At 45.1% G+C, this 24,522-nt stretch carries 16 protein-coding genes; 13 read left to right on the top strand and 3 right to left on the bottom strand.

Features of this window, described 5'->3' with window-relative positions; translation table 11 throughout:
• Positions 1-104: 104 nt before the first annotated feature.
• From QT990_RS22865 to QT990_RS22855, 3 genes are all read left to right on the top strand, one after another.
• Entirely contained in the window at positions 105-2,114 is a 2,010-nt protein-coding gene (locus QT990_RS22865) for a GspE/PulE family protein (protein ID WP_333145353.1), read from the top strand.
• Between the two features lie 75 nt (positions 2,115-2,189).
• Positions 2,190-3,290: a type IV pilus twitching motility protein PilT gene (locus QT990_RS22860; protein WP_333145355.1), complete on the top strand. Its 1,101-nt coding sequence runs from the start codon at positions 2,190-2,192 to the stop codon at positions 3,288-3,290.
• A 161-nt stretch (positions 3,291-3,451) separates the two neighbouring features.
• A complete protein-coding gene (locus QT990_RS22855; RefSeq protein WP_333145356.1) occupies positions 3,452-4,579 on the top strand; it encodes a type II secretion system F family protein in 1,128 nt (375 codons plus the stop codon).
• Positions 4,580-5,283: 704 nt separating this feature from the next.
• Here the strand turns inward: QT990_RS22855 and QT990_RS22850 are convergent.
• Entirely contained in the window at positions 5,284-5,403 is a 120-nt protein-coding gene (locus QT990_RS22850; RefSeq protein WP_333300915.1) for a hypothetical protein, read from the bottom strand.
• Between the two features lie 210 nt (positions 5,404-5,613).
• Here QT990_RS22850 and QT990_RS22845 point away from each other — a divergent pair, with 210 nt between their 5' ends.
• The gene (locus QT990_RS22845) at positions 5,614-6,735 is read left to right on the top strand and encodes a glycosyltransferase family 4 protein (RefSeq protein ID WP_333145358.1); all 1,122 of its coding nucleotides are present in this window, start codon (positions 5,614-5,616) and stop codon (positions 6,733-6,735) included.
• Positions 6,736-6,746: 11 nt separating this feature from the next.
• Positions 6,747-6,980, top strand: coding sequence for a hypothetical protein (locus QT990_RS22840; protein ID WP_333145359.1), 234 nt, complete (start codon positions 6,747-6,749; stop codon positions 6,978-6,980).
• 123 nt (positions 6,981-7,103) lie between these two features.
• On the opposite strand, the gene QT990_RS22835 is transcribed toward QT990_RS22840, so the two are convergent.
• Positions 7,104-8,039 carry an exopolyphosphatase gene (locus tag QT990_RS22835; RefSeq protein WP_333145360.1) on the bottom strand — a complete coding sequence of 312 codons (936 nt, stop codon included), beginning with the start codon at positions 8,037-8,039 and terminating at the stop codon, positions 7,104-7,106.
• 66 nt (positions 8,040-8,105) lie between these two features.
• On the opposite strand from QT990_RS22835, the gene bioF reads away from it, so the two are divergent.
• The 6 genes from bioF to QT990_RS22805 all read left to right on the top strand — a co-directional run bounded on the left by bioF (position 8,106) and on the right by QT990_RS22805 (position 16,950).
• On the top strand, positions 8,106-9,278 hold the full coding sequence (gene bioF / locus QT990_RS22830) for an 8-amino-7-oxononanoate synthase (protein WP_333145361.1): 1,173 nt from the start codon (positions 8,106-8,108) through the stop codon (positions 9,276-9,278).
• Positions 9,279-9,534: 256 nt separating this feature from the next.
• Complete coding sequence (gene pirA, locus QT990_RS22825) at positions 9,535-9,684, top strand: arginine synthesis PII-interacting regulator PirA (RefSeq protein ID WP_172185012.1); 150 nt, start codon at positions 9,535-9,537, stop codon at positions 9,682-9,684.
• 1,011 nt (positions 9,685-10,695) lie between these two features.
• On the top strand, positions 10,696-13,626 hold the full coding sequence (locus QT990_RS22820) for an ATP-binding protein (RefSeq protein WP_333309543.1): 2,931 nt from the start codon (positions 10,696-10,698) through the stop codon (positions 13,624-13,626).
• A 14-nt stretch (positions 13,627-13,640) separates the two neighbouring features.
• Entirely contained in the window at positions 13,641-14,015 is a 375-nt protein-coding gene (locus QT990_RS22815; RefSeq protein ID WP_333465777.1) for a response regulator, read from the top strand.
• A gap of 53 nt (positions 14,016-14,068) precedes the next feature.
• Positions 14,069-15,406: an ATP-binding protein gene (locus QT990_RS22810; protein ID WP_333145365.1), complete on the top strand. Its 1,338-nt coding sequence runs from the start codon at positions 14,069-14,071 to the stop codon at positions 15,404-15,406.
• A gap of 182 nt (positions 15,407-15,588) precedes the next feature.
• Positions 15,589-16,950 (top strand): ATP-binding protein, encoded by a 1,362-nt coding sequence (locus tag QT990_RS22805; protein WP_333465776.1) that lies wholly within the window; start codon positions 15,589-15,591, stop codon positions 16,948-16,950.
• A gap of 276 nt (positions 16,951-17,226) precedes the next feature.
• On the opposite strand, the gene QT990_RS22800 is transcribed toward QT990_RS22805, so the two are convergent.
• Positions 17,227-18,594 (bottom strand): TldD/PmbA family protein, encoded by a 1,368-nt coding sequence (locus QT990_RS22800; RefSeq protein WP_333106075.1) that lies wholly within the window; start codon positions 18,592-18,594, stop codon positions 17,227-17,229.
• A gap of 367 nt (positions 18,595-18,961) precedes the next feature.
• Here QT990_RS22800 and QT990_RS22795 point away from each other — a divergent pair, with 367 nt between their 5' ends.
• Both QT990_RS22795 and QT990_RS22790 read left to right on the top strand, forming a co-directional pair.
• Positions 18,962-23,224, top strand: a complete 4,263-nt coding sequence (locus tag QT990_RS22795) for a PAS domain S-box protein (RefSeq protein ID WP_333145367.1) — start codon at positions 18,962-18,964, stop codon at positions 23,222-23,224.
• A 268-nt stretch (positions 23,225-23,492) separates the two neighbouring features.
• Positions 23,493-24,332 carry a DUF1361 domain-containing protein gene (locus tag QT990_RS22790; protein WP_333145368.1) on the top strand — a complete coding sequence of 280 codons (840 nt, stop codon included), beginning with the start codon at positions 23,493-23,495 and terminating at the stop codon, positions 24,330-24,332.
• Positions 24,333-24,522 lie beyond the last annotated feature (190 nt).

Raw genomic sequence — 24,522 nt, 5'->3', positions numbered from 1 at the left:
CCTATAGCTGATCCATAAGCAAAGAATACGGGGGTTAAAACCCCGCCTTGGTTTTCCTCTCAGCACTCTGTGTGACTGAGTTTCCCACCTATTGAGTGTTTTTTATGACTAGCACATCCCCGCTTCGCTCCTCCACATCCATAGTTTCTGTGAGCCAATTTCCTCCGGCTCTCACCAAGATGATTCTGTCGGGTTACGTCAACGGCGAGCAAGTGAAGCAAGCTCAAATTGAAAGCCAGAAGTCGGGTAAGCGGTTGACTGAGGTATTAGAAGCACTTACCGGGCAGCCGTTGCCTCCAGAATTGCTGCGACTTTACAAGAAGCAGCAGATGTTTGAACGGAAGATAGTCTACGGCGTTGAAGCATTTGACCCGGAGATGAGCGAAATGTCTAACGAGCAACTCGGAGTTATGCTCGAGGCGTTGAAGATTTCGATCGACATTTGTCACCAAGGTCGGTTTTTACCCGTAGCGAAGACTGAAACTGAGCCGGCGGCGGTTTTAGTGGCAATGGTAGATCCCGACAACCTCAACGCCATAGAAGATTTGCGGCGGATTTTACAGCCTCACGGCTTGGCTTTGCAGCGACGGGTGATTACGCCAGACGACTATCAGGACATAACTTCGGCCTATCAAGACGAGCAAGTTAAGGTAGCAGCCAAAATAGCAGCAGCCGAAAAGCAGAGAAAGATGGATTTAGGGGAGGGAGATTTTGGCGAACTCTCCCTAGAAGAGGAGACTGCCGACCAAGAAGACCTCGCTAACACTTTGGACGATGCTGAGGCGGCTCCGGTAATTAAGGCCGTCAATATCATTTTGGCTAAAGCTTTGTCGGAAAAGGTGTCTGACATCCACGTAGAACCTCAAGAAGAGTTCATGCGGATTCGGATGCGGAAAGACGGGGTACTGCAAGAGTATTTCCGGTTTCCCAAGCAGGTAGTCGCATCGATTACCGCTCGTTTCAAGATTATTGCCAACCTGGATATTGCCGAACGCCGACAAGCTCAAGACGGCCGCATCCGCCGGGTGTTTGAGGGACGCACGGTGGATTTCCGGGTGAACTGCTTGCCTTCCCGGTACGGCGAAAAAATCGTGCTGCGGATTTTGGACAGTTCCAGCACTCAGTTGGGTTTGGGTTTGTTAATCTCCGACGAAGAAACTCTGGCTTTAGTGCGAGAAAGTGCTAGCCGTCCGTTCGGACTGATTTTGGTGACGGGGCCGACGGGTTCGGGCAAATCAACTACTCTCTACTCGATTCTGTCGGAACGGAACGATCCGGGGGTTAATATCAGTACGGCGGAAGACCCGATCGAATATGCTTTGCCAGGAATTACCCAATGTCAAGTAATTCGGGAAAAAGACTTGACTTTTTCCAACATTCTGCGGGCCTTTTTGCGGCAAGACCCTGACGTGATGCTGGTGGGGGAAACGCGGGACAAGGAAACGGCAAAAACGGCTCTGGAAGCTGCTTTGACCGGACACTTGGTGCTGACGACGCTGCACACGAACGACGCGGCCGGGTCGATCGCGCGTTTGGCAGAAATGGGCGTAGAACCGTTCATGGTTTCGGCCGCTCTGTTGGGCGTGTTGGCTCAGCGTCTGATGCGGCGCGTTTGCGACAAATGCTGCATTCCTTACCAGCCTACTGCCGCAGAACTCGGCAAGTACGGTCTGTCGCCTTCTCAAGAAATTGATCTAACTGTTTACAAAGCCAACACCATACCGGTGGAGGAAAGGAAGGAACTGGCAGAACGCGAGCAACTTTGTCGGAAGTGCGGCGGCATAGGCTACAAAGGACGGGTAGGGGTTTACGAGTTCCTGAAAAATACTGAGCGGCTTCAAACTCTGATCACTCAAGGAGCTCCCACAGAGCAAATTAAGGAAGCAGCAGTGGAAGAAGGGATGAAAACGCTACTGGCTTACAGCTTGCAGTTGGTGCGGGAAGGCGCGACTACTTTTGAAGAAGTCGAGCGTGTGACGTTTACAGACTCTGGCCTGGAGGCTGAAATGAAAGCAAAAAGCAAGCAGGGACTTACCTGCAAAACTTGTCAGGCGCAATTGAAGCCGGAGATGCTGGATTGTCCGTACTGCTTGACGCCACGCTTTTTGGATTGATTCAACAGTTAACTGTTGACTGTTAACTGAGCTAGATTGGTCAATAACTATCAATTCGATCGAGGAGAGGTATCTATGGGTCTGATGATTGAAGACGTACTGGAGTCCCTGGTAGAGCAAGGGGGTTCGGACATACATATCCAAGCGGGCGCGCCTATATTCTTCCGAGTCAGCGGGAAACTAACTCCTCAGACGCAATACGGCGACATTCTGTCTGCTGAGGAAGTGCAGATCCTAATTTTCCAAATGCTCAACAATATGCAGCGCAAGCAGTTGGAAATGGAGTGGGAACTCGACTGCGCTTACGGCGTTCGGGGATTGGCTCGGTTCCGCGTCAATGTCTACCGGGAGCGGGGTGCTTGGGCTGCTTGTATGCGGGCTCTGGCTTCTAAGATTCCTAACGCCGATGCTTTAGGCGTGCCGCAGATTTTGCGGGATCTGACGGAAAGACCCAGGGGTATGCTGTTGGTGACGGGACAAACGGGTTCCGGGAAAACTACTACGATGGCGGCGTTGTTGGATCTCGTCAACCGGACGCGGGCGGAACACATTCTAACAGTTGAAGATCCGATCGAATATGTGTTTCCTAATATCAAGAGTTTGTTTCACCAGCGCCAAAAGGGCGAAGATACAAAGAGCTTTGCTAATGCGCTGAAAGCTGCTTTGCGCGAAGATCCGGATGTAATTCTCGTGGGGGAAATGCGGGACTTGGAAACGATCGGTCTGGCAATTTCGGCGGCAGAAACGGGTCACATGGTGATGGGAACGCTGCACACTAATTCGGCTGCTGCAACGATCGATCGGATTTTGGACGTGTTCCCGCCCATTCAACAACCCCAAGTTCGCGCCCAGGTGTCTAACTCTTTGGTGGGAATTTGCAGCCAAAATTTGGTCATAAAAGTTGGGGGCGGCCGCTGCTGCGCTATGGAAATCATGGTAAATACTCCAGCTATGGCTAACTTGATCCGGGAGGGCAAAACTCCGATGATTTACTCTCAAATCCAAATGGGGGCAAAATTGGGGATGAGGACGATGGAAATGGCCCTCGCTGAACTTTACAAGAGCGGTAAAGTCACTTGGGAATCGGCAATGGCCAAGGCTTCTAAGGCTGACGAACTCGAACGCTTGATCGGCCCGGCACCTGTTGGTGATGGCAAAAAGGTAGGGGCTCATTAATTCAGTCGGCAGTCATTAGTCATTAGTTATTAGTCATTGGTCATTAGTCAGTTGGCCGTTAGCCGTTGTTATTAATTATGGGTAACAACTAACAACTAACAACTGACAACTGACACCTGACAACTGACAACTAAGTTTTAATAAATTTTCAGAGGTGAGCTGTGGCTACCAACGTTATCCGCGAAAAACCGAAAGGTGGCTTTGATTTCAGTAAGATTCAGGAGCAAATTGAATATAACCTTACCAGCCTTACTGTTAAGGATATGGCTATTTTTGCTCGTCAGTTTGCGGCTATGTTTAATGCAGGGGTGGCGATCGTTCGATGCCTTTCTGTGCTGCACGAGCAGTGTTCTAATGCTAAGCTGAAGCGAGCGCTCAGGAGCATGAATGCTGACGTGCAGGAGGGGATAAACTTGGCAGAGGCGATGGCTAAGTTTCCTGATGTTTTTGACCAACTGTTTATTAGTATGGTGGCGGCGGGAGAAGTCGGGGGGGTGCTGGATGAAACCCTAGATCGTCTGGCGGTGATGATGGAAAAAAATCACAAGACGGAGGCTGAAATTAATTCGGCGATGTCTTATCCGAAGACGGTGTTTTCTATCGCGATCGTGATTTTTTTCGCAATGACTATATTCTTGCTGCCAACTTTCGCCAAAATTTTTAAGGATATTGGTGCAGATTTGCCAGCATTTACGTTGTTTATGTTGGCAATTAGTGCATTTTGTACGGCTTGGCCTCCAATTCAACAGGTGACAGTTATTGGGGTGATTATAGCGCTCAAAATTGCCTTCGATATGTACTACAAAACTCCCATAGGTCGCCTACAAATTGATAGAATTGCGATGAAGTTGCCGATTTTTGGAGATTTGATCGAAAAATCTGCGGTGGCTCGCTTTTGCGTGATATTTGGGTCGCTGACGCGATCGGGCGTGCCGATTCTCAATTCTTTGGAAATTGTGCGAGATGTGGCGGGGAATCAGGCGATATCTAATGCGATCGAATATGCGAGACAGGAAATTCAAAGCGGTGGCATGATCAGTATTGCTTTGCAAGAACAAGCTGTTTTTCCGTCTTTGGCCATTCAAATGATGGCAATTGGGGAGGAGACAGGGGAACTTGACAAGATGCTGATGAAAGTTGGCGCTTTCTACGAAACGGAAGTGGAAGAAGCAGTAAAAGGACTTACCAGTATGCTAGAACCTCTGATGATTGTTGTCGTCGGTGGTATCGTAGGTTCGATTTTGCTGTCGATGTATCTGCCGATGTTCGCAGTGTTCCAGAAGCTGTAAAAAAGAGCTAATTAGTTATTAGTGATTAGTTAGTAGCAATTAACGCCTGACCAATGACTATTTCAATCGTCCCCAGGCTCTGCCTGGGCAGACTTTTGGAGGAGGCACATCCTCGATTAAAAGGAGAAAACAATTTGGAGGCTCTGCCTCCAAATCTTCCTTACCAGGGTCTTCCAATTGGTGAAAAATTACGAAAATGTCACAAAAGTCAAGTAGGATAGGCACACAGATTTAACTGCTGCCTACTCCTGGCTTTACGCTCCAGGGTAAACGCATCTTAATTTGAACCCAAAATATGCTACAGTTAAATCCGAATAAATTTCTATGTAGTTATTGTAGTTGATGGATGCTATCAATGGCAAAAGGTTTTACTCAAACTTTAAATCACAAACCAAAACAAACAGATTCATGGCCTTCGGTGAATATATTAAAGGCCAGTTTTTTAGAAAATTTTGCCAATTTGAAGACTCCCAGAAGATAAAGAATAACAAAAATACTCAGATATATTACAGGGTAATCGCATCTTAATTAAGGTATAATGGTGAGGGAAATTTTTAAACATTTGACAGCATCTTTCAAGCGCAGCTCGTAAACTAAGGAATGAAAATTGAGTGCGATGCTGATAGCGAGCTAAGCACTCATCAGCGGTTCCACCTAGTTGATTTATCTCCATCAGGTGTTCTTGCCTAGGGCGTGTATTCCAACTATAACCACAACAGAATGCAGGCGATCGCGATCGTGGCTGTATAATTGGCAGGCAGCTTCTCATATCGAATAGCGCTCCGACTCCATTGCTTGAGTCGCTTGATAGCACGTTCCACAATGTTCCGTTGGCGCTAGATTTGACGACAGCCTTTTTCCATCTGCCTGAGTGAGGGATACCTGCCGGGAGTCCATTCCCAGTTTAACTGCTTGTTGGTCGCCGATCCCGTCTCCACCGCAGCCATACATCTGGCCTGTGCATTTTCTGTCATTTGTCAAGTACAATTTATACCAAATCAGATGCGATTACCCTGCACTAATAACCAATAAATATGGTTCACTTTAACGTTGGTTTTCAACACTTTAACTCCTTCGCTGATATTACGCTATCCCTGGCGAAAACTTTACACCAAATGGGAATTCCTATTTCGGTCGAACCATCAACAATAGCCTCTCATCTCAGTCGCCATTCCACAGCAGAAGAAAACCACCTGCTAGAAAAGTGGATGAACACCGCACCCTCAGATTTATTTCATATCAAATGGTCTCATTATTGGAAACCTTATTTTTTAAAAGAACTCAACGGACATCTCAACTTAGAACTTTTTGCGATCAATTACGAATTCGCCAAAAACCATGAGGATTATGATTACTGGATTTACGATGCTGTTAACACTGCATCTCACAAACTAGCCGTCAGCGAATATTCTAAAAACGTTTTAATACAAGCTGGATGTCCTGCGGCTAACGTATCCGTCATGCCTCTAGGTTTCAATCCTTTAATCTCGCAACTCTATTTGCCCCGATCCCCAAAAAAACCAAAAGATGTAAAACATATTCTGCACATGACCAATTCTTTTGATTTCTATAGATTTGGCACGGATCTGGTCATTCAAGCTTTTTGGGAAGAGTTTAAAGATGATTCTAACGTAGAGTTAATAATCAAAGATGGAGGTAAAAATCCAGATGTTATAGTGGAACATCTCGCCAATATCGAAAAGCAGCTCGGCAAGTTAAAGGCAAAAATTCTGATAATCCCTAAATTTTATAATAAAGCAGAACTAGCTGATTTATACTTGTCAGCAGATGCTTTTTTAGCTCCGTTTCGCGGGGAGGGTTTTGCGATTAAAATTTTGGATGCCTTTGCAGCAGGTTTGCCCGTTGCTATGACTATGTACGGCGGCCCGACTGAGTACGCCAATGCGGATAACTGCTATCCCATTGCTTACGATCTAATTCCGGTCGGAAAGTGTTACGATACTCAGTATCTAAAAATCAGAAATTCTCCTCATTGGGCCGAGCCAAATATTCAGTCTGTTCGCGAACAGTTACGAAAAATTGTTGAAGACCCGATGCGTTTTCGGGTAGGTCAAAAAGCTAGAGAGACGGCGGATTTATTTAATTGGGAAGCTGCCGCTCAAAAATTGTTAAGATTAATGCGAAAGTTGTTTTAGGATCGGAAATTATGGGACTCGAACGCAAAATGTTTAGGGGAATGTTTTCACCGGGGGAAGTGGTACGATTGAAACAGCCTTGTTTTACTTCCGGGCGATTGTTTGAGCCAGGAAAATATAACGCTGATGAGTTGCCCGATATCGCTTTTGATATGGGTTTGGTAGACCATTTGCCACCAGTCAAAGGCAACTGTTCAGAAAATCTCAATGTTCAGAACCCGCCAGATCAAAACCTTGAGGACTAAACTCCCGTTTGCAGTAAGGACTTCAGTCCTAAAAATCCCCGTTTGTAGTAAGGACTTTAGTGCTGAAAATTAAAATAAATAATCAAAGACTCAAGTCCTGACTGCAAAAAAGATAAAGCCAATTTAACCATTTTGCTCTATCTGGGCAATTAACTCTTTCAAAACTTGACTAGCTTTATCGTTCTCAATCTGACAAGTTCCGGCATTCTGGTGCCCACCGCCGCCATATCTTAACATTAACTCCCCAATATTAGTTTTTGAAGTTTTGTTAAAGATTGACTTGCCAACTGCGAAAACAGTATTTTGTTGTTTCAGTCCCCAAAGTACGTGAATCGATATATTGCAATCGGGGAACAAAGCGTATATTACAAAACGATTCCCTGCATATATCACCTCTTCGTTACGCAAATCCAAAACAACTAAATTATTATAAACTTTGGCGCATCGCTGTATTTGCTCTTTAAATTTTTCTTCTTGCTCGAAGTAGAGGTCTACTCTTTCTTTTACATCAGGAAGCTGCAAGATTTCCTCGATGGTATGATATTTGCAGTAATCGATTAACTGCATCATTAACTGATAATTGGAAACGGTAAATTCTTTAAACCTTCCCAACCCCGTTCGGGCGTCCATTATGAAGTTTAACAGCACCCATTCTTGCGGCTGCAGAACCTCTTCTTTCGCAAATTGAGCGGAATCTGATTTGTCAACGGCCAGCATCATCGCCTCAGAAATATCAGGAAACTTTGCTTGACCTCCATAATATTTGTACAGTACCCTAGCCGCCGAAGCTGCATAGGGATCGATGATGTGGTTAATTTTGATTTTCTCGTGTCTAAGAGTTTCGCTGAAATGGTGATCGAAAGCTAGATGAACTCCCTCCACATAGGGTAAATTGGTGCTAATATCGTTATTTGTTATTTCGATTTTCCCATCCTGCATATCTTTAGGATGCACGAATTTAATCTCGTCGATCATATCGAGTTCTTTGAGCAAAACGGCACAGACAAGACCGTCAAAATCGCTGCGGGTGACTAATCTGTATTTTTTAGTGAGTGGCATATGCTTCTGTGATAGGCAGGGACTGATTATAAGACAATATAACTTATTACCCGATCGCTTTCCAATATGAACGCAGACCCTTACGCTTGGATAGAGAAGTCTCTCGACACTATTCGCCGTGCCGATTGGTATCGATCGCCACAATCGATCGAAAGTTCCCCTGGGCCTGTGGTAAAGTTAGCAGGCCACAGGCTGATTAACTTTGCCAGCAACGATTATCTGGGACTTGCCGGCGATGACAGGTTAATCCAAGCTGCTATGGCTGCAACTAAGGAATTTGGGACGGGTGCGACGGGTTCGAGGTTGGTCAGCGGACACCGCGATTTGCACCGACAGCTAGAACAAGCTATTGCTAATTTAAAACAAACTGAAGATGCTTTAGTATTCAGTTCGGGATATTTGGCGAATCTAGGGGCGATCGCATCCGTTGTCGGCAAGCGCGATTTGATATTATCTGACAAGTACAACCATTCGAGCCTGAAAAACGGAGCCACACTCAGCGGTGCAACAGCCCTAGAGTACAGTCACTGCAATCTTGAGGATTTAACGGCCAAGCTAGAGCAAAATCGCGCGAGATACCGCAAGTGTTTAATTATTACCGATAGCGTCTTTAGCATGGATGGGGACTTGTGTCCGCTGCCGCAGTTGTTGGCTGTGGCCGAAACCTTTAACTGCATGGTATTAGTAGATGAAGCTCACGCTACAGGAGTTTTCGGTGCTAGCGGTGCCGGTTGTGCAGAACATTTCGGGTGTACGGGAACACCGCTGATTCAAGTGGGGACACTCAGCAAAGCTTTGGGAAGTTTAGGTGGTTACGTTGCGGGCTCTGCTGCTTTAATTGATTTTCTGCGTAATCGAGCTGCGAGTTGGATTTATACTACGGCATTGACGCCTGCTGACGCGGCGGCTGCTTTGGAAGCTGTGAGGATTGTACAGCAAGAACCAGAACGCCGAGTTCGGTTGCGACAAAATATCGAAACTTTCAAATATTGCGCGATTACCAATCACCAATTACCAATTAGCAATTGCCTCTCCCCAATTTTCAGTCTTCCGTTAAAAGATGCAGCCTCCGCTTTAACAGTCGGCAGCAAACTCAAGGAGATGGGTATTTTTGCTCCCGCCATTCGGCCTCCGACTGTAAGTGTGAGTCGAATTCGGATTTCGCTGATGGCAACTCACGAGCTCGCACACCTTCAGCAGTTGGTAGAGGCGCTGCTGCAAGTTTTGAGTTTTGAGTAAATGTAGGGTGCGTACCGCGCACCGCTTGACTAAATGTAAATGTTGGGCATCGGGCATCGGGCATCGGGCATCGGCCTAATGACTACTGACTTCTGATTGTCAAGATATCGCTATTGACTTATGGCCAATCTTATACAGGAGTTTGGTCGATCGGTCAACAACTGTAAATTTTTTGTAAATTTAGATACTTTTTGGAATTTAGCGCTATATTAGAGAAGTAGCAGGTACACCAAATTTTATATAAGGAACGTCCACCATGAACACAAATCGTCAAAACGTAAAAAAAGTAGCAGAAACCCACCGCGCTAACATTCACAAGCAACTGATGCACCGCATAGAGGTAGCGAGATCCAGTGGCAATCAAGATTTGGTTCGGGTGCTTGAAGAGGAAATGAGACAGCTTTAAAAAAGTTGCAACTATAATTTGCCCGTAGTTTGGTTTAGAGGGTTGTGCGAGAAATGCAGAATTCCGGCAACCGCTACCTGTGAAGTTTTGACTCCTCTCTTAGTTGGTAGGAAAAATCCCGGTTTCTTCAAGAAACCGGGGTTTTTTATTGAGAAGGAAGAAGAAAGAAGGAAGAGGGAACAATCCTGGACGCCCAAACTTTATCTGTAGAGTGCGCCTCGCCCCCCAGAGACTCTACAAATAGCGCAGTCAACCATTTTTTGCCTTAGTTATTAAGTCAGAAGGAAGAGGGAAGAAAAGACAACAGGAGTTATACTGCATTCCTTGTATTTTTATCTGTAGTAAACTGTGCCGAGGCGCGCCCTACTAATAACTACAGGACTTACCCCACTCGCACATGGTGAGGGCGCACCCTCACCCATCACTTGAACCAGTCCGGATCGATCGCAAGTTGACAGTCGCGACTAAAGACCAAACTCAATAATCGCACGAATGACGTACACTCATGTGTGTGCTATTCGTTAGAAAATTGAGCAATTTCTTAGGGAACTCAAGCAATTAACCGGGAGAGAATCTTGCCAGTCCCTTCAAGCTATAATTCAAACAAATCATATTGCTTGCCATGAACTTGTGTGGGGTAGGCGCTCAAAAGTTGAGCGGATAAAACAGGTCAAATAATATATCAAATTAAACACGGGATTCTATCAAATCATTGAAGTGATCAACTAAAAATTCCCGATTTTCTGATGTTTATTGAAGTGAGCAACTAAAAATTCCCGATGTGCTGATGTTTATTGTCTAATTTTAGGGTGCTGGTACACAGATATGTGGCAGTTGCGTAAGTCCTGGTAATATTGAAGACGGATTGAGATAGATTTTCATGGTTGACTGGGAAAGGTAGCTTTCCCAAAATTTAAGACTAGCAAAAATGCTTAACGGAAAAAGTTAAAAGCTATAAAGCTGAACATCAGGGTGGCGACAGTAAAATCCCCAAAATAATAGATAAAACTGATGGCGACAGACATCCGACACCAGCCGGAAAACGGCTACCACTCAGAACCAACTCAACCTTACCCAAGAGACAATCTCAATAGGCGATCGCTCATGCGCCTACCCCGAAGCCTGAGTGCCGTCGAAACATCGGGCTTTGGCCTCACAGGTCACGCCAATTGGTTTACGATCGCCACAGCGATCCAAGCAGCGATTGGGCCTAGCGCCATCTTCGTCTGGTTGCCCGGTATCCTCATGGGCATGATGCTCAATCTACAGGTAAAACGCATCGGTGAGTATTTCCCAGACATGGCTGGGGGAACGCCCAACTATACCGCCCGAATGCTGAAAAATTATCCGGGTCTGGGAAGTTATGCGGCGATCGGCTACTTTTTAAGCTGGGTATCAACACTGCCAATTTCTGCGATCGTACTGACACAGCTCATCAAAGTCAACCTCAATAGTTTAGGTTTTAGGTGTCCTGAAACTTTACTAAATATTACCTTCACGCTCCTACCCTTCATTTTGACCTTCAGTGGCACTCGCGCCTTAAGTATTCTGCTCGCCTTTTTCGTGTTACCGACAGTCGGCGTACTATCCGTTTTTTCGATTCACGGTCTATTGTGGTTAGCTTTTTCGTCAAACAGTCCCGGCTTTTTCCCCACCATTTGGCCGGAATTCACCTTTATTGACTGGGCTAAATGGTTTTACTTTGCTACCTACATTTTCTACTGCTGTGACTCCGCTGCCAGTTTCGTAGCGGATAGCCGCAACCCTACTAAAACGCTGCAGTTTCTCAAAATTTCCGCACTGGCGATGCTGCCTGTTATTTTGGGAGGTGCTTGGGTACTGATGCGCTTGGCTACCGCTCCCGATCTGAAAGATGACGTATTCTTGAATGTATTAGCTGCCTGTCAGGCATTATGGGGGCCCTGGGTTCCCACCCTCGTCACCTTTCTGGTCGTCGCAAGCTGTCTTCTGAGTTGCGCGACAATTGTTTCCAACTGCCCCCGGATGCTGTACCAACTTGCGGTAGATGGGCATATTTCGCCAACATTCGCAGTTGTATCCCGACGGGGTGTATTTGGATTTGGCCTTGTCTTTGTTCTGGTTCTGAGTTTAATCTGTCTAGCTTGGGGAAATGTACCTCGGCTTGTGGCGATTACTAATGTTGGCTTAGTTGTCTGCCTAATGATGTTCCATCTCTCACTGTGGCTGCGGCGGGATCAGCCAGAAGTTCGGTGGCCTGGGTGGTCGCTGGGCTTTTTCGTAGTAGATGCGGTGGTTCTAGTCGTGGGAGGCTTAGCTTGGGGCTGGCAAGACTTTATCATTGGGTTGTTTTTTCCCCTTGCCGTTTTAGCAGTGGATGCAGGGATAAGTCGCATTGCTTTTGCCCCCTTCCATCCCTCGTGGTGGATTCGGCTTTACCGCAACAGAAGCAAGAGCAAAATGCCAGATTTTGTGGCGTTTCAGGTTGTAATTTTGATCTTGCTGATTGTGAGCGCCGTCGCTGTCGGCTGGATTTTTGGCTTCAAATTATATGCTAACTCTACTGTTGGCTTGAATTTATTCGTAGTGCTATTGGTGACAGTTGCTTTTATTGGGGTGGCAGTTGCCTGTTGGACGAGCTTACCCCAGGTCGTCTCAATGGAAGAGGCACGAGAGGGAGCAGAACAGCTCTTTACCATTGCCCTAGATGGTATTGTAGTGCTGGATGAAAATGGTGTCATTCGTCAGACAAATCCCGCTGCTGAAAGCGTCTTCGGCATAGATTCTACTGGGCTAATTGGGTCTTACCTGAACAAATTATTGCCACGATTAGGGGATCAGCCAGAGCAGTGGCTCAGTCGCAGTGAACAGACTTTCAACTTCTCCGATGGTAGTTCGCGCATTCTAGAAGTTGCCATCTCCGATCGATTCTCTCAAGACGCTTCCCTTTCCAATCAGGATCTGCAACAATATGTGGCGATCGTCCGCGATATCACCGATCGCAAGCAAGCCCAGGAAGCCCTGCAAAAAGCTAATGAGGAACTAGAAATCAAAGTCGAGGAGCGTACATCTGAACTCACCCATACTGTGGAGCAATTGCAGAATGAAATTGAAGAGCGCCAGCGGATCGAAGAAAATCTCAGAGCCATGCAAAATCAGATTATCGTGCAAGAAAAACTCGCTTCTCTGGGCAGTTTAACAGCAGGGATTGCCCACGAAATCAGGAACCCCTTAAACTTTGTAAACAATTTTTCAGAAGTTTCTGCTGAATTAACCGAAGAACTTTTACAAGAAATTGAAAATCAAACTGAACGGTTAGAACCAGAAACAAGTGAGTATATTGCTGAGCTATTAACCGATCTAAAAGCCAATCTCCAAAAAATCAATCAACACGGTCAAAGAGCCGACAGAATCGTCGGCAATATGCTTTTGCATTCTCGCGGACAAAGTGGTCATTGGGAAGCCACAGATATAAATACTTTATTAGAAGAATATGTCAATCTAGCCTATCACGGGATGCGAGCCAAGGAGGCTTCTTTTAACATTATCATAAAAAGCGGCTACGATAATGATATTGGCAAAGTAGAAGTCGTGCCACAAGACATTTCCAGGGTTTTTCTTAACATTATTAACAATGCTTGCTATGCAGCCCATAAAAAGAAACAAGAAATGGGAGAAGAATTTTCACCCCAGCTTGATGTCAGAACTCGAAATCTGGGTTCGGCGGTTGAAATTCGCATTCGCGATAACGGGCCGGGTATGACGCCCGATGTACTCGATAAAATTTTCAATCCCTTTTTTACTACAAAGCCTGCTGGGGAAGGGACTGGTCTAGGTCTATCTATGAGTCACGATATTATCGTCCAGCAGCATCGCGGAGAACTAAAAGTAGAAACAGAAGTAGGAAATTACACAGAATTTATAATTACATTGCAAAAAAAAATAGTCGAAGTTAAGGACTAAAAAAAATGAAAGTAATGGTTGTAGACGACGAAGAAGATATTCAGTCATTGTTCAAACAAAAATTTAGAAAAGAAATCAAAGCAGGGCAACTTCACTTTTATTTTGCCCTGTCGGCAGAGGCAGCTTTAAACTACTTAGAAAGCCAGGAAAAAGCGTCTATTGTCTTGATTTTATCCGATATTAATATGCCTGGTATGAATGGGCTAGAACTGCTGAAGCTTATCAAAGAAAAATTTCCCGATCTAAAAGTTTTTATGATTACCGCTTATGGAGATGAGATAAATTACCAAACCGCTATGGAATATGGAGCTGATGACTATATTACTAAGCCCGTTAACTTTGACGAATTAAAAGAAAAAATCTTCACAATATGGAGGAGCCACAATTAGCTTAGGAATAAAAATCAAACAACTTGCCTACACAAAATTTATAGGATATAAATATGCCAATTAAAATACTATTTGTGGATGACGAGCTTGATTTAGAATGTCTGATTTGCCAAAAATTTAAAAAAAATATCCGCACGGCAGGATGGCAGTTGTTTTTTGCCCATAATGGCGTAGAAGCCCTGGAAAAATTGAAAGAACACCCGGATCTAGATATGGTAGTGACGGATCTTAATATGCCTGAAATGGATGGTCTGACTTTACTCTCTAAACTTAATCAAATAGACCTACCCCTGAAAACAATAGTTATATCAGCCTATGGCGACATGAAAAATATAAGAAATGCAATGAACTTAGGTGCCTTTGACTTTCTGACTAAACCGATAGATTTTCTGGATTTAGAAATTACCATCCACAAAACGCTGCGCGACGTGCAACAGTTAAAAGAAAACCAGCGCTTGCGACAATCAGAAGCTAGCGCTAGAGAACAAGCTCAGGATTTACAACAAAGTCTGCAAGAGCTAAAAAATACCCAAGCTCAACTGATTCAGACTGCAAAAATGTCTTCTTTGGGTCAACTGGTTGCGGGGATTGCTCATGAAATTAACAACCCCGCTAATTTTATCTCTGGCAATATTAGCCACGTCAGTGATTATATCCAAAACCTACTGCACCTGCTGCATCTCTATCAGCAGCAGTACACCCCTCCCAGTTCTGAGATTCAAACTGAAATCGAAGCCATAGATTTAGAATTTATGATAGCAGATTTATCCCAAATTCTGGCTTCGATGAAATGTGGTGTTGACCGTATTCACAAGATTGTTTTGTCTTTACGCAACTTTTCGAGGCTTGATGAAGCTAACATAAAGTCTGTTGATATTCACGAAGGGATCGAAAACAGCCTGCTGATTTTGAATAATAGACTTCAAACAACGACAGCGCGTCCAGAGATTCAAGTGATCGAGGAGTACAGCAATCTGCCTTTAGTGGAATGCTATGCTGGAGAACTCAACCAGGTGTTTATTAACATTGTTTCTAATGCGATCGATGCTTTGAATGAGTACAATAAACAACGGTCACTAGATGACATCTTAGCTCACCAACTCGCCCTTACTATTCGCACTATTCTGCTAGAGGAAAAATCCCGTGTCGTCATTCAAATTCGGGACAATGGGGTGGGAATGACCCCAGATGTGAAAGACCGTATTTATGAACCTTTTTTTACTACTAAGCCTGTAGGTCAGGGTACTGGTTTGGGTCTCTATATCAGCTACCAAATTATAGTGGAGAAGCATGGGGGCGCATTGAAGTGTGTTTCAGAGATGGGGGAGGGAGCGGAGTTCTCGATGGAAATTCCAATCAGACAAACTAAGGCTGAACTTGATTTGAGCTAATCGATCGGCCTCTACCAAACGAGAGAGCCTATTACAGCCGTCCGGTTTGCCCTGGTAAAAATCAGCCTTTTCATTACTCCTAAAATAATTTATAATAGAACTTAAAGTATATAAATATTATTCGGATAAGTTAATTAATCAAATGAGAAAAAATGTCGTATACAACCGAAAGGGCTCGCAATATGCCAGCTAAAATATTATTTGTGGATGACGAACCCGATTTAGAATCTTTAATTTGCCAGAAATTTAGAAAAAAGATACGCGCAGGAGAATACCAAGTTTTTTTTGCACATAATGGCGTAGAAGCGCTTTCAAAGTTGCAAGAGGAGCCGGATATAGATATTGTACTGACAGATATTAATATGCCAGTCATGGATGGCATGGCTTTGCTAGCGAAACTTAACGAGCTAGTTACTATGGTCAAAACAGTAGTTATATCTGCTTATGGCGACTTGGGAAATATTAGAAAGGCAATGAATGGTGGGGCATTTGATTTTTTGACTAAGCCTATAGATTTTCAGGATTTAGAAATTACTATTAACAAAACTTTGCAGCACGTGCAAGAACTAAAAGAAAACGAACGCTTGCGCCAAGAAAGAGAGGACAAATTGCGGCACTCAGAAGTGCGAGAGCGAGAAAAAGCTATCCAACTAGAACTCGCAATGCAAAATTTACAGCGCACCCAAGCTCAGCTTATTCAGACTGAAAAAATGTCTAGCTTAGGACAGTTAGTTGCTGGTGTTGCCCACGAAATTAATAATCCCGTTAATTTTATCTATGGCAATTTAACTTATGTCAATGAGTATACTCAGCATTTATTGGGTTTAATTAACCTTTACGAGCAGCACGATGCCCATAATCACCCTGAAATCGCAGCTTTAATTAAAAACATAGAGCTAGAATTTATCAGAGAAGATCTGCCTAAAATGCTATCTTCGATGAAAGTAGGGGCTGAACGTATCCGTCAGATTGTGCTGACGTTGCGGAACTTCTCGCGCCTTGACGAAGCTGAGATGAAACCCGTTAATATTCACGATGGCATCGACAGCAGTATAGTCATATTGCAGAGTCGCCTCAAGCCTAAGCCTGATTGTCCACCTATTCAAATTATTCAAGAATACGGAGATTTGCCAAAAGTAGAATGTTATGTCGGTCAGTTGAATCAGGTATTTATGAATTTGCTGAGCAATGCAATTGATGCCTTGAATCAGTATGATAAAAAACGCAGCCCAGAGCAAATTAAAAACGACCCAAGTACGATTACGATTCGTACTTCTATGCTGAATCCGGATTGGGTAAGAATCAGTGTTAAAGACAATGGGCTGGGGATAACAAGCGAGGTAAGGTCGAATCTATTTACTCCTTTTTTCACAACTAAACCTGTTGGTCAAGGCACGGGTTTGGGATTATCTATTAGCTATCAGATTGTGGTGGAGAAGCACGGCGGAGATTTGAAGTGTTTATCACAGCCAGAGCGGGGTGCAGAATTTGTGATTGAGATTCCCATTAGGCAGAGCGAGCGGGTAGAGATGAAGGCGAGTTAAGGGGAATAAAATTGGCTAAAAGAACGCGAAATCAGTAAAAGTCTAGCTTATTCGTTGTGCTAATTGATGTGCGGAAATTGACACCTTTGGTAACGGTAGCCTCCGGCATCGCACTCAGCGCGAGTGAAAGTCAATAGTAAATTTTGAGTCGGTTGTCAACTTGTTAGTACCCCGGAATGGTTAAGGTGAGGGCGCGATCGCACCCTCACCTTAACCAGTTTCGTAAGTCTTGAACTAATAACTAATGACTAATGACTAATGACTAATGACTAATGATTACCTTCCTCCGACGACGACATTTTTAATCCGCAGATGAGGGCCGCCGACACTTACGGGCAAGCCACTCTGGCCGCCTTTACCACAACCGCCGTAGGCATAAACCGAGTCGTTTCCTATAGACTCAATATCCTTTAAAGTCTGAAATACATTGCCGCTTAAAGTGACATCGCTCACTGGTTCAGCCAATTTGCCGTCGCGAATCATAAAACCTTGAGCCGCTGCAAAGGTAAACATTTCGCCGTTGGTTTGTCCTCCCAACATCCGCACTGCATAAACTCCTTCGTCAATGTCGGCAACCATTTCGTCAAAAGAATGTTCGCCAGACTCGATCGCAGTATTAGTCATCCGCACCAAAGGCATAAAAGTAGCACTCAGAGCCCGGGCATTTCCCGTCGGACTTTCGCCCATTTTGCCCGCAGTCTCGCGATTGTGCATCCGAGCCGCTAAAACTCCATTTTTAATTAAATGCTTGCACTGAGCCGGCACGCCTTCGTCGTCATATTTCAAAGTTCCCGGCAATCCCGGCACAGTTGCGTCGTCAATTACATTCAATTGTTCGATCGCCACAGGCTTGCCCAAAGTCAACAATTCCTGCATTTTCGGGTTTTCGTAAATGCCGTCTGCTTCCGACAAATGCCCGAAAGCTTCGTGAATAAAAACCCCCGACAAATAAGGGTCTAAAATCACCGGATACTGACCGCCTTTCACCGATTTTGCCTCTAATTGGCCTACAGCTCGAACGGCAGCACTCTTAACACGATCTTCAATATTTGTCAAGACATCGTAATCCGATCGCGAGTGAATCGACTCAAACCCTTGGCGGACGACACCGCCCTCGCCGCGGGCGATCGCTCCGAAACGCCCGGTCACGTCCAAGCGCTCTTGAGCGATGCAAGTACCTTGAGAATTCACAAAATAAGTAATCCCAAATCTATCGCTGTAACCTGCCATTGTTGTCTGAATTCGCGGGTCGTAATCTAACAGCAACTGATTGTAAGATTCGAGCAATTTCCGCTTTTCGGCTAGAGTAATAGAGCGCGGGTCGCGGCCCAATTCCACCGCTACATAATCTTGAATCGGGGTGACATCTGCTAGTAGAGTTTTTTCGCTGCCAACCAAACGAGACTGGACTACAGCTTCTTCAATGCGGTCTTTTAACTCATCTAAACCGTTAAAAGTTACAAAACTCCAGCCACCTTTGTGACAGGCGCGGATGCCGCCGGCGAGACTAAAACTGCGGTTTACAGCATCTAACTGAGGGCCGCGAAAACTAATCGCAGTTGACTCGCTTTGTTCGAGGCGAACTTCTAGATAATCTACGCGATCGCGGTAAGGTGCGATCGCTTCCATCAACTGTTCTTGCATCAAATTGCCCCTATGATAGATTCGGCGTAGCGCTGAAAAAAATTATTGCTAACCTTATTTTAGCTAATAACTCCCGTCTTTCGGGTGCGCGTTCCCCCACCGCTCTGGTGCGGCAGCGCGCACCCTACCCGATAAATGGCGAGTCAGTCGATTTGAGATTTAAAACTTTGTCCACACAACTGATGATTAGAAGCTTGCCGATCGCCGACGTTCGGCGGGTTTCCTAAAACACAAAAAACTCGCGCCCGCTTGCGAAAAGCCCGGTATGGCGAAAATCTTGCATTTGGTTAGAGAAATCAAACTAAACTAAATCTATCTAAATATCTAAAAAATATACCTTAACCGCCGGCAGATGGAATACTTTAAGGTGAAAAAATTCCAAATTTCACCGTATTTAGCAGCAATTTCGGCATCAATAGCAATTTTGGTCGGAGTTGGCATTTTAGATCGCTCAGAACAGCGGCGGTTTTTTCACTACAACCGCGCTAGCACCCTCGATCGCCTCAGCACAGTCCGTTCTAAGCTGGAAGGCTCTTTGAATTCCCGCCTGTTTTTGATGCGGGGTTTGGGGGCTTACCTTTCCAACAACCCAAACATCACCGAAGCCGAGTTTACAGCGACGGCGAGAATTCTGGTGGCACAGCAACCGGGCATTCGCGCCATAACTTTAGTTAAAGGCACGAGGGTCGCTTACATTTATCCACGGGAGGGAAATGAAGCGGTGATCGGAGAGGACTTGACGACGCTACCCGAACACCGGCAAATGGTCAAAGAGGTCATCCGAACCAGAAAAACTTTGCTTGCCGGGCCCGTGAAATTATTGGAGGGGGACGAGACGTTCATCAGCCGATCGCCGATTTTTCTCACACCCTCCGGTGCCGACCCTGAAACAGGAGTTTACTGGGGCTTGACAGGCCTGATCATCGACAAAAATACCCTCATTGAGGAAGCAGGACTCAACGACTCCTCAGCGAAGCTGCAATACGCTCTGCGGGGCAAAGACGGTTCGGGAGCATCCGGCCCTGTGTTTTTCGGTGACGGGTCAATTTTTCAGCACAATCCCGTGCTGCTGGAAGTGACTTTGCCCAACGGTTCCTGGCAGTTGGCCGCAATTCCGGCGGGGGGATGGCGTGCGAATGCGCCGCTTCGGGGGTGGCTGCTCTTTGGAGGCGGCTTGCTGGCTGTTTTCACCGGGGTGGCGGTTTTTAGCTGGGTGTACGGCCGTGCGAAACTGCGATCGAGCGAAGTTAAGTACCGGCTATTAGTTGAGAATGCTAACAGCATGATTGTGCAGTTAGACAGTGAAGGCAACATTACTTTTTTTAACGAGTTTGCTGAAACTTTTTTCGGGTATTCAGAAGCAGAAATCATCGGCAAAAGTGCGATCGGCACAATTATACCGAAAACAGATTTATTTGAAAGTGACCTCGCGACAAAGATTCGAGACTGTTTGGCACAGCCGCAAAAATACTTCCAAAACGAAAATGAAAACATCCGCCGCAATGGAGAAAGGGTGTGGATAGCGTGGACAAATAAACCTTTACTAGATGCGAAGGGAAATGTGGCAGGGCTGCTTTGTATCGGGACGGATATTAGCGATCGCAAACAAGCTGAAATCGCCCTGCAAGGTTCTGAAGCGGAACTTCGAGCTTTGTTCGCTGCCATGAACGACTTAATTTTCGAGCTCGATATTGAGGGACGGTTCCTGAAAGTTGCCCCGACCAATCCCCAATTATTGTACAAGCCGACGGCGGAATTTTCCGGGCAAAAAATCAGCGAATTATTCGAGCCAGAAATGGCCGATATTTTTCACGATAAAATTCGCACCGCCCTTGCTACAAATCAAACCTGTACTTTTGAATATAACCTGGAACTTGCCAGCGTACAAAAGTGGTTTGCCGCTACCATTTCGCCCATGAAAGAAAACACGGTTCTGTGGGTTGCCCGCGACATTACAGAGCGCAAGCGAGCTGAAAATTGGTTAACCGGTCAAAAACAAATTTTAGAAATGATTGCTAAGGGTACTTCTCTGGGCGATACTTTAAATACTTTAGTTGAAATTATCGAGCAACAATCTAGAGATGTCATCGGTTCGATATTGCTTCTAGCTCCAGATGGCGAACATTTACTACATGGAGCTGCGCCTAGTTTGCCCGACAGTTACAATGCTGCTATTCATGGCATAGCTATCGGCCCGGATGTCGGTTCCTGTGGAACTGCTGCCTTTAGCCGCCAACAGGTGATCGTTACAGATATTGCCAGCGATCCTTTGTGGGAAAATTATCGAGATTTAGCCTTGAGTTTTGGACTGAGAGCTTGCTTGTCTACTCCTATTTTCTCATCTCAGGGTCAAGTTTTGGGAACTTTTGGAATATATTATTCCCAAGCGCGCCCGCCCCATTTTTTTGAGATGCAATTGATAGAGGCGATCAGAAGTTTAGCAGGAATTGCGATCGAACGCAACCAGGCAGAAGAAAGTCTCAAACAGCTTAATCAAGAACTAGAAAATAGAGTCAAACAGAGAACTGCTCAATTGATGCAAACTGAAGAACGCTGGCAGTTAGCACTCAAAGGCAACAATGACGGCATTTGGGACTGGAACTTGCAAACAGGGGAACTTTTTGTGTCCGATCGCTTTAAGGAAATCACTGGTTACGAAGATAGTGACATTAGCGATTATAATAACACATGGAATACGAGTTTACATCCCGATGATTTAGAGATGTCTCAGGAACTTCTTCAAGAACACTTGGAGAGAAAAACGCCGCATTACATCACCGAATACCGCTTGTGGTGCTACAACAGCGCTTACAAATGGATATTGAGTCGGGGACAAGCTTTGTGGGACGAATCTGGAAAAGCAGTCCGCATGGTTGGTTCAATTACTGACATTACCGAGCGCAAACAAGCAGAGGAAGCACTGCGAGAAACCGAGGCCAGATTCCAAAAGCTGTCTGCTAATGTGCCGGGAATCATTTATCAATTTTTGTTGTGTCCCGATGGCTATTTCAGTTTTCCTTACATAAGTGGTGCTTGCCGAGAACTTTTAGAGGTAGAACCAGAAGATGTTCTGAAAAATGCGGCTTTGGTAACAGATTTAATTCATCCCGAAGACCGCCAAAATCATGACGAATCTGTTGCTATTTCTGCCCAGAGTTTGCAACCTGGGCAGTGGGAAGGACGGATGGTGCTGCCTTCCGGCAACATTCGTTGGTTTCAGATAAATTCGCGTCCTGAAGCTAAGGACAACGGCGATATTCTTTGGGACGGCATCGCCGTTGATGTTACAGATCGCAAACAAGCTGAATTAGCTTTGCAAGAAAGCCAGCAGTTTATTCAAAAAGTAGCCGATGCTACTCCCGGTATTTTGTATCTCTACGACTTGGAAGAACAGCGAAATATCTACGCTAATAGTTCAGTGCTAGGGCTTTTGGGCTATACCCGCGATGACATTACAGCGATGGATTCGTCAGTCATGCCTCAGTTAATACACCCCGAAGATTTGCCGAAAATTGTCAAACATCACGCGAGCTTTTTAGGAGTTGAAGATGGCGAAATTTGGGAAATTGACTACCGAATGCGGGCCGCAAATGGTCAATTTTTGTGGCTGCAAAGTCGGGATACTATTTTTAGCAGGAATCCTGACGGTCAGGCTAAGGTAATAATTGGATTTTGCCAGGATATTACGACTCGCAAGCAAGCAGAGGAAGCACTGCGACAAAGCGAGGCGCGAGAAAGAGAAAAAGCTCGAGCTTTAGAGTCAGCGCTGCGGTCATTGCGCTCTACTCAAACTCAGCTCATCCAAACTGAAAAAATGTCTTCTTTGGGGCAATTAGTTGCTGGAATTGCTCACGAGATTAATAATCCAGTTAACTTCATTTACGCTAATATTGATTATCTCAACCAGTATACAAAACAGTTGCTCGATCTGGTGAGTCTTTACGCAGATGAGTATCCCGAACCTAATTCAATAATTGTGGAGCGCATTCAAGAGATTGATTTAGATTTCATGGCTGAGGATTTAATAAAACTTGTGGGTTCAATGCAGGTAGGAACCGAGCGCATCCGGCAAATTGTGTTGTCCCTCAGAAATTTCTCGCGACTGGACGAATCCGCCATGAAGCCGGTCGATATTCACGAGGGAATTGAAAGCACTTTGTTAATTTTGCAGCACCGCTTGAAGAGTAGGGACTGTCGCCCGGAAATTGAAGTAATTAAGGAGTTTGGAAAACTGCCACTGGTGGAGTGCTATGCTAGCCAACTGAATCAGGTGTTTATGAATATTATTGCTAATGCAATTGATGCTATTGAAGAACGATATCAAAAGTTATCCGTTCGGGAAGCAGATACAAAGAGTGGCCACATTACTATTTCCACTGGTGTAACCCCCCAGAAGACTGTGAGGGTAGAAATTTCGGACAATGGTACGGGCATTCCCGATGAGATAGTCGATCGAATTTTTAACCCGTTTTTTACTACAAAAGCTGTGGGCAAAGGTACGGGTTTGGGAATGTCTATCGCGCACTCGATTGTGGTGGAAAAGCACAAGGGTAAGATTGACTGTATTTCGTCCATAGGATGCGGAACAACTTTTAAGATTGAGATTCCGATCGACAAACTGTATAAATAGTAGGGTGCGTCAGTCGATTTGAGATTTGAGATTTGAGATTTGAGATTTTAGATATTAGATAGACTCCGCAGTGGTAGGGTGGGTCAGTCGATTTGAGATTTGAGATTTGAGATTTGAGATTGACTCCGCATTGGTAGGGTGGGTTAGCAATTCCTGATTTTCAGGGGCGCAGCGATAAGCTACTCACCCTACAAGTTAAAGACTAAAATAGACGGAAGCTGCGAATGAAGCGGTGCTGCATCAAACCTTTAATTGTAGAAAAATTGACATGATGGGATTAATCCTGGAAGCGCTGCAAGCAATGGGACACAATGTGCGCTGGATGTCTTGGAATTTGTTTTTGAGTTTAGTACCGCTGGGCCTGAGTTTTTGGCTGTTCCGCAAACCTCGATCGCGCTGGCTGCTGTGGGGTACGGGCATTCTCCTGGGCGCTACTTTTTTGCCCAGCATGCGCCATGTTTTGTCCTATCTGAAGCATATTGTGCAAGATGTGGGCAAAACTTACCTTTTGGGGGCGATCGCGATTACACTGGCACTGATGGCTGTAGACATCTGGGTACTGCGGCAGCGCGGAGTTCGCTCTCTCCGCTGGTGGGGCTGTTTTTTCTGGTTTATCGGATTTTTACCCAATGCACCCTACGTTTTAACTGATATCATTCACCTGATCGAGCAGATTAAAGAGGGGAACTCGGTGTGGACTGTGACTCTGGCTTTGATTCCCCAATATCTCGCGTTTATGCTGGCGGGATTTGGAGCTTACGTGCTGTCGGTGATGAATTTGGGTTACTATTTGAAGCAACAGGGTTGGGGTAGATTTATCCTGGTAACGGAGATAACTATACACGCACTTTCGGCGATCGGAATTTATTTAGGGCGATTTATCCGCTTCAACACTTGGGACATTCTTACTAACCCCGATGCGCTGGTTAACAGCGTAATGAACGATTTGATAGGCAAGCGTCCGGTTTTAGTAATGGTTGTAACTTTTGTAGTAATTGCTGTTTTGTATTGGGTAATGAAACAAGTAATTTTAGGGATTAGCCAGCGATTTTACAGGAGCGAATTGCAGTCGGACTTGGCCGGCGATAGCGCAACTTCTTCCAGCTAGAGCGATTTGAGATTTGAGATTAAAGAATTGATTCAACCGATGAATCTAAGACCTTGAACTAAGCTCCCAAATTTGTTCTCTCCACCAGTTAACTCGGCCAACCAGTTTCCGTCGGTGGGTGAGGCAAATTTTTTCGCGAAACTCCGAAATAAATTACTGCTGCTGTTTGTCACAAGAATTGATATGTTAG

It is taken from the genome of Microcoleus sp. T3_B1, from assembly GCF_036700445.1.
Lineage (GTDB): Bacteria > Cyanobacteriota > Cyanobacteriia > Cyanobacteriales > Microcoleaceae > Microcoleus.
Note: the sequence above shows the minus strand (reverse complement) of the source record. Positions and strands in the feature narration are given on the sequence as shown.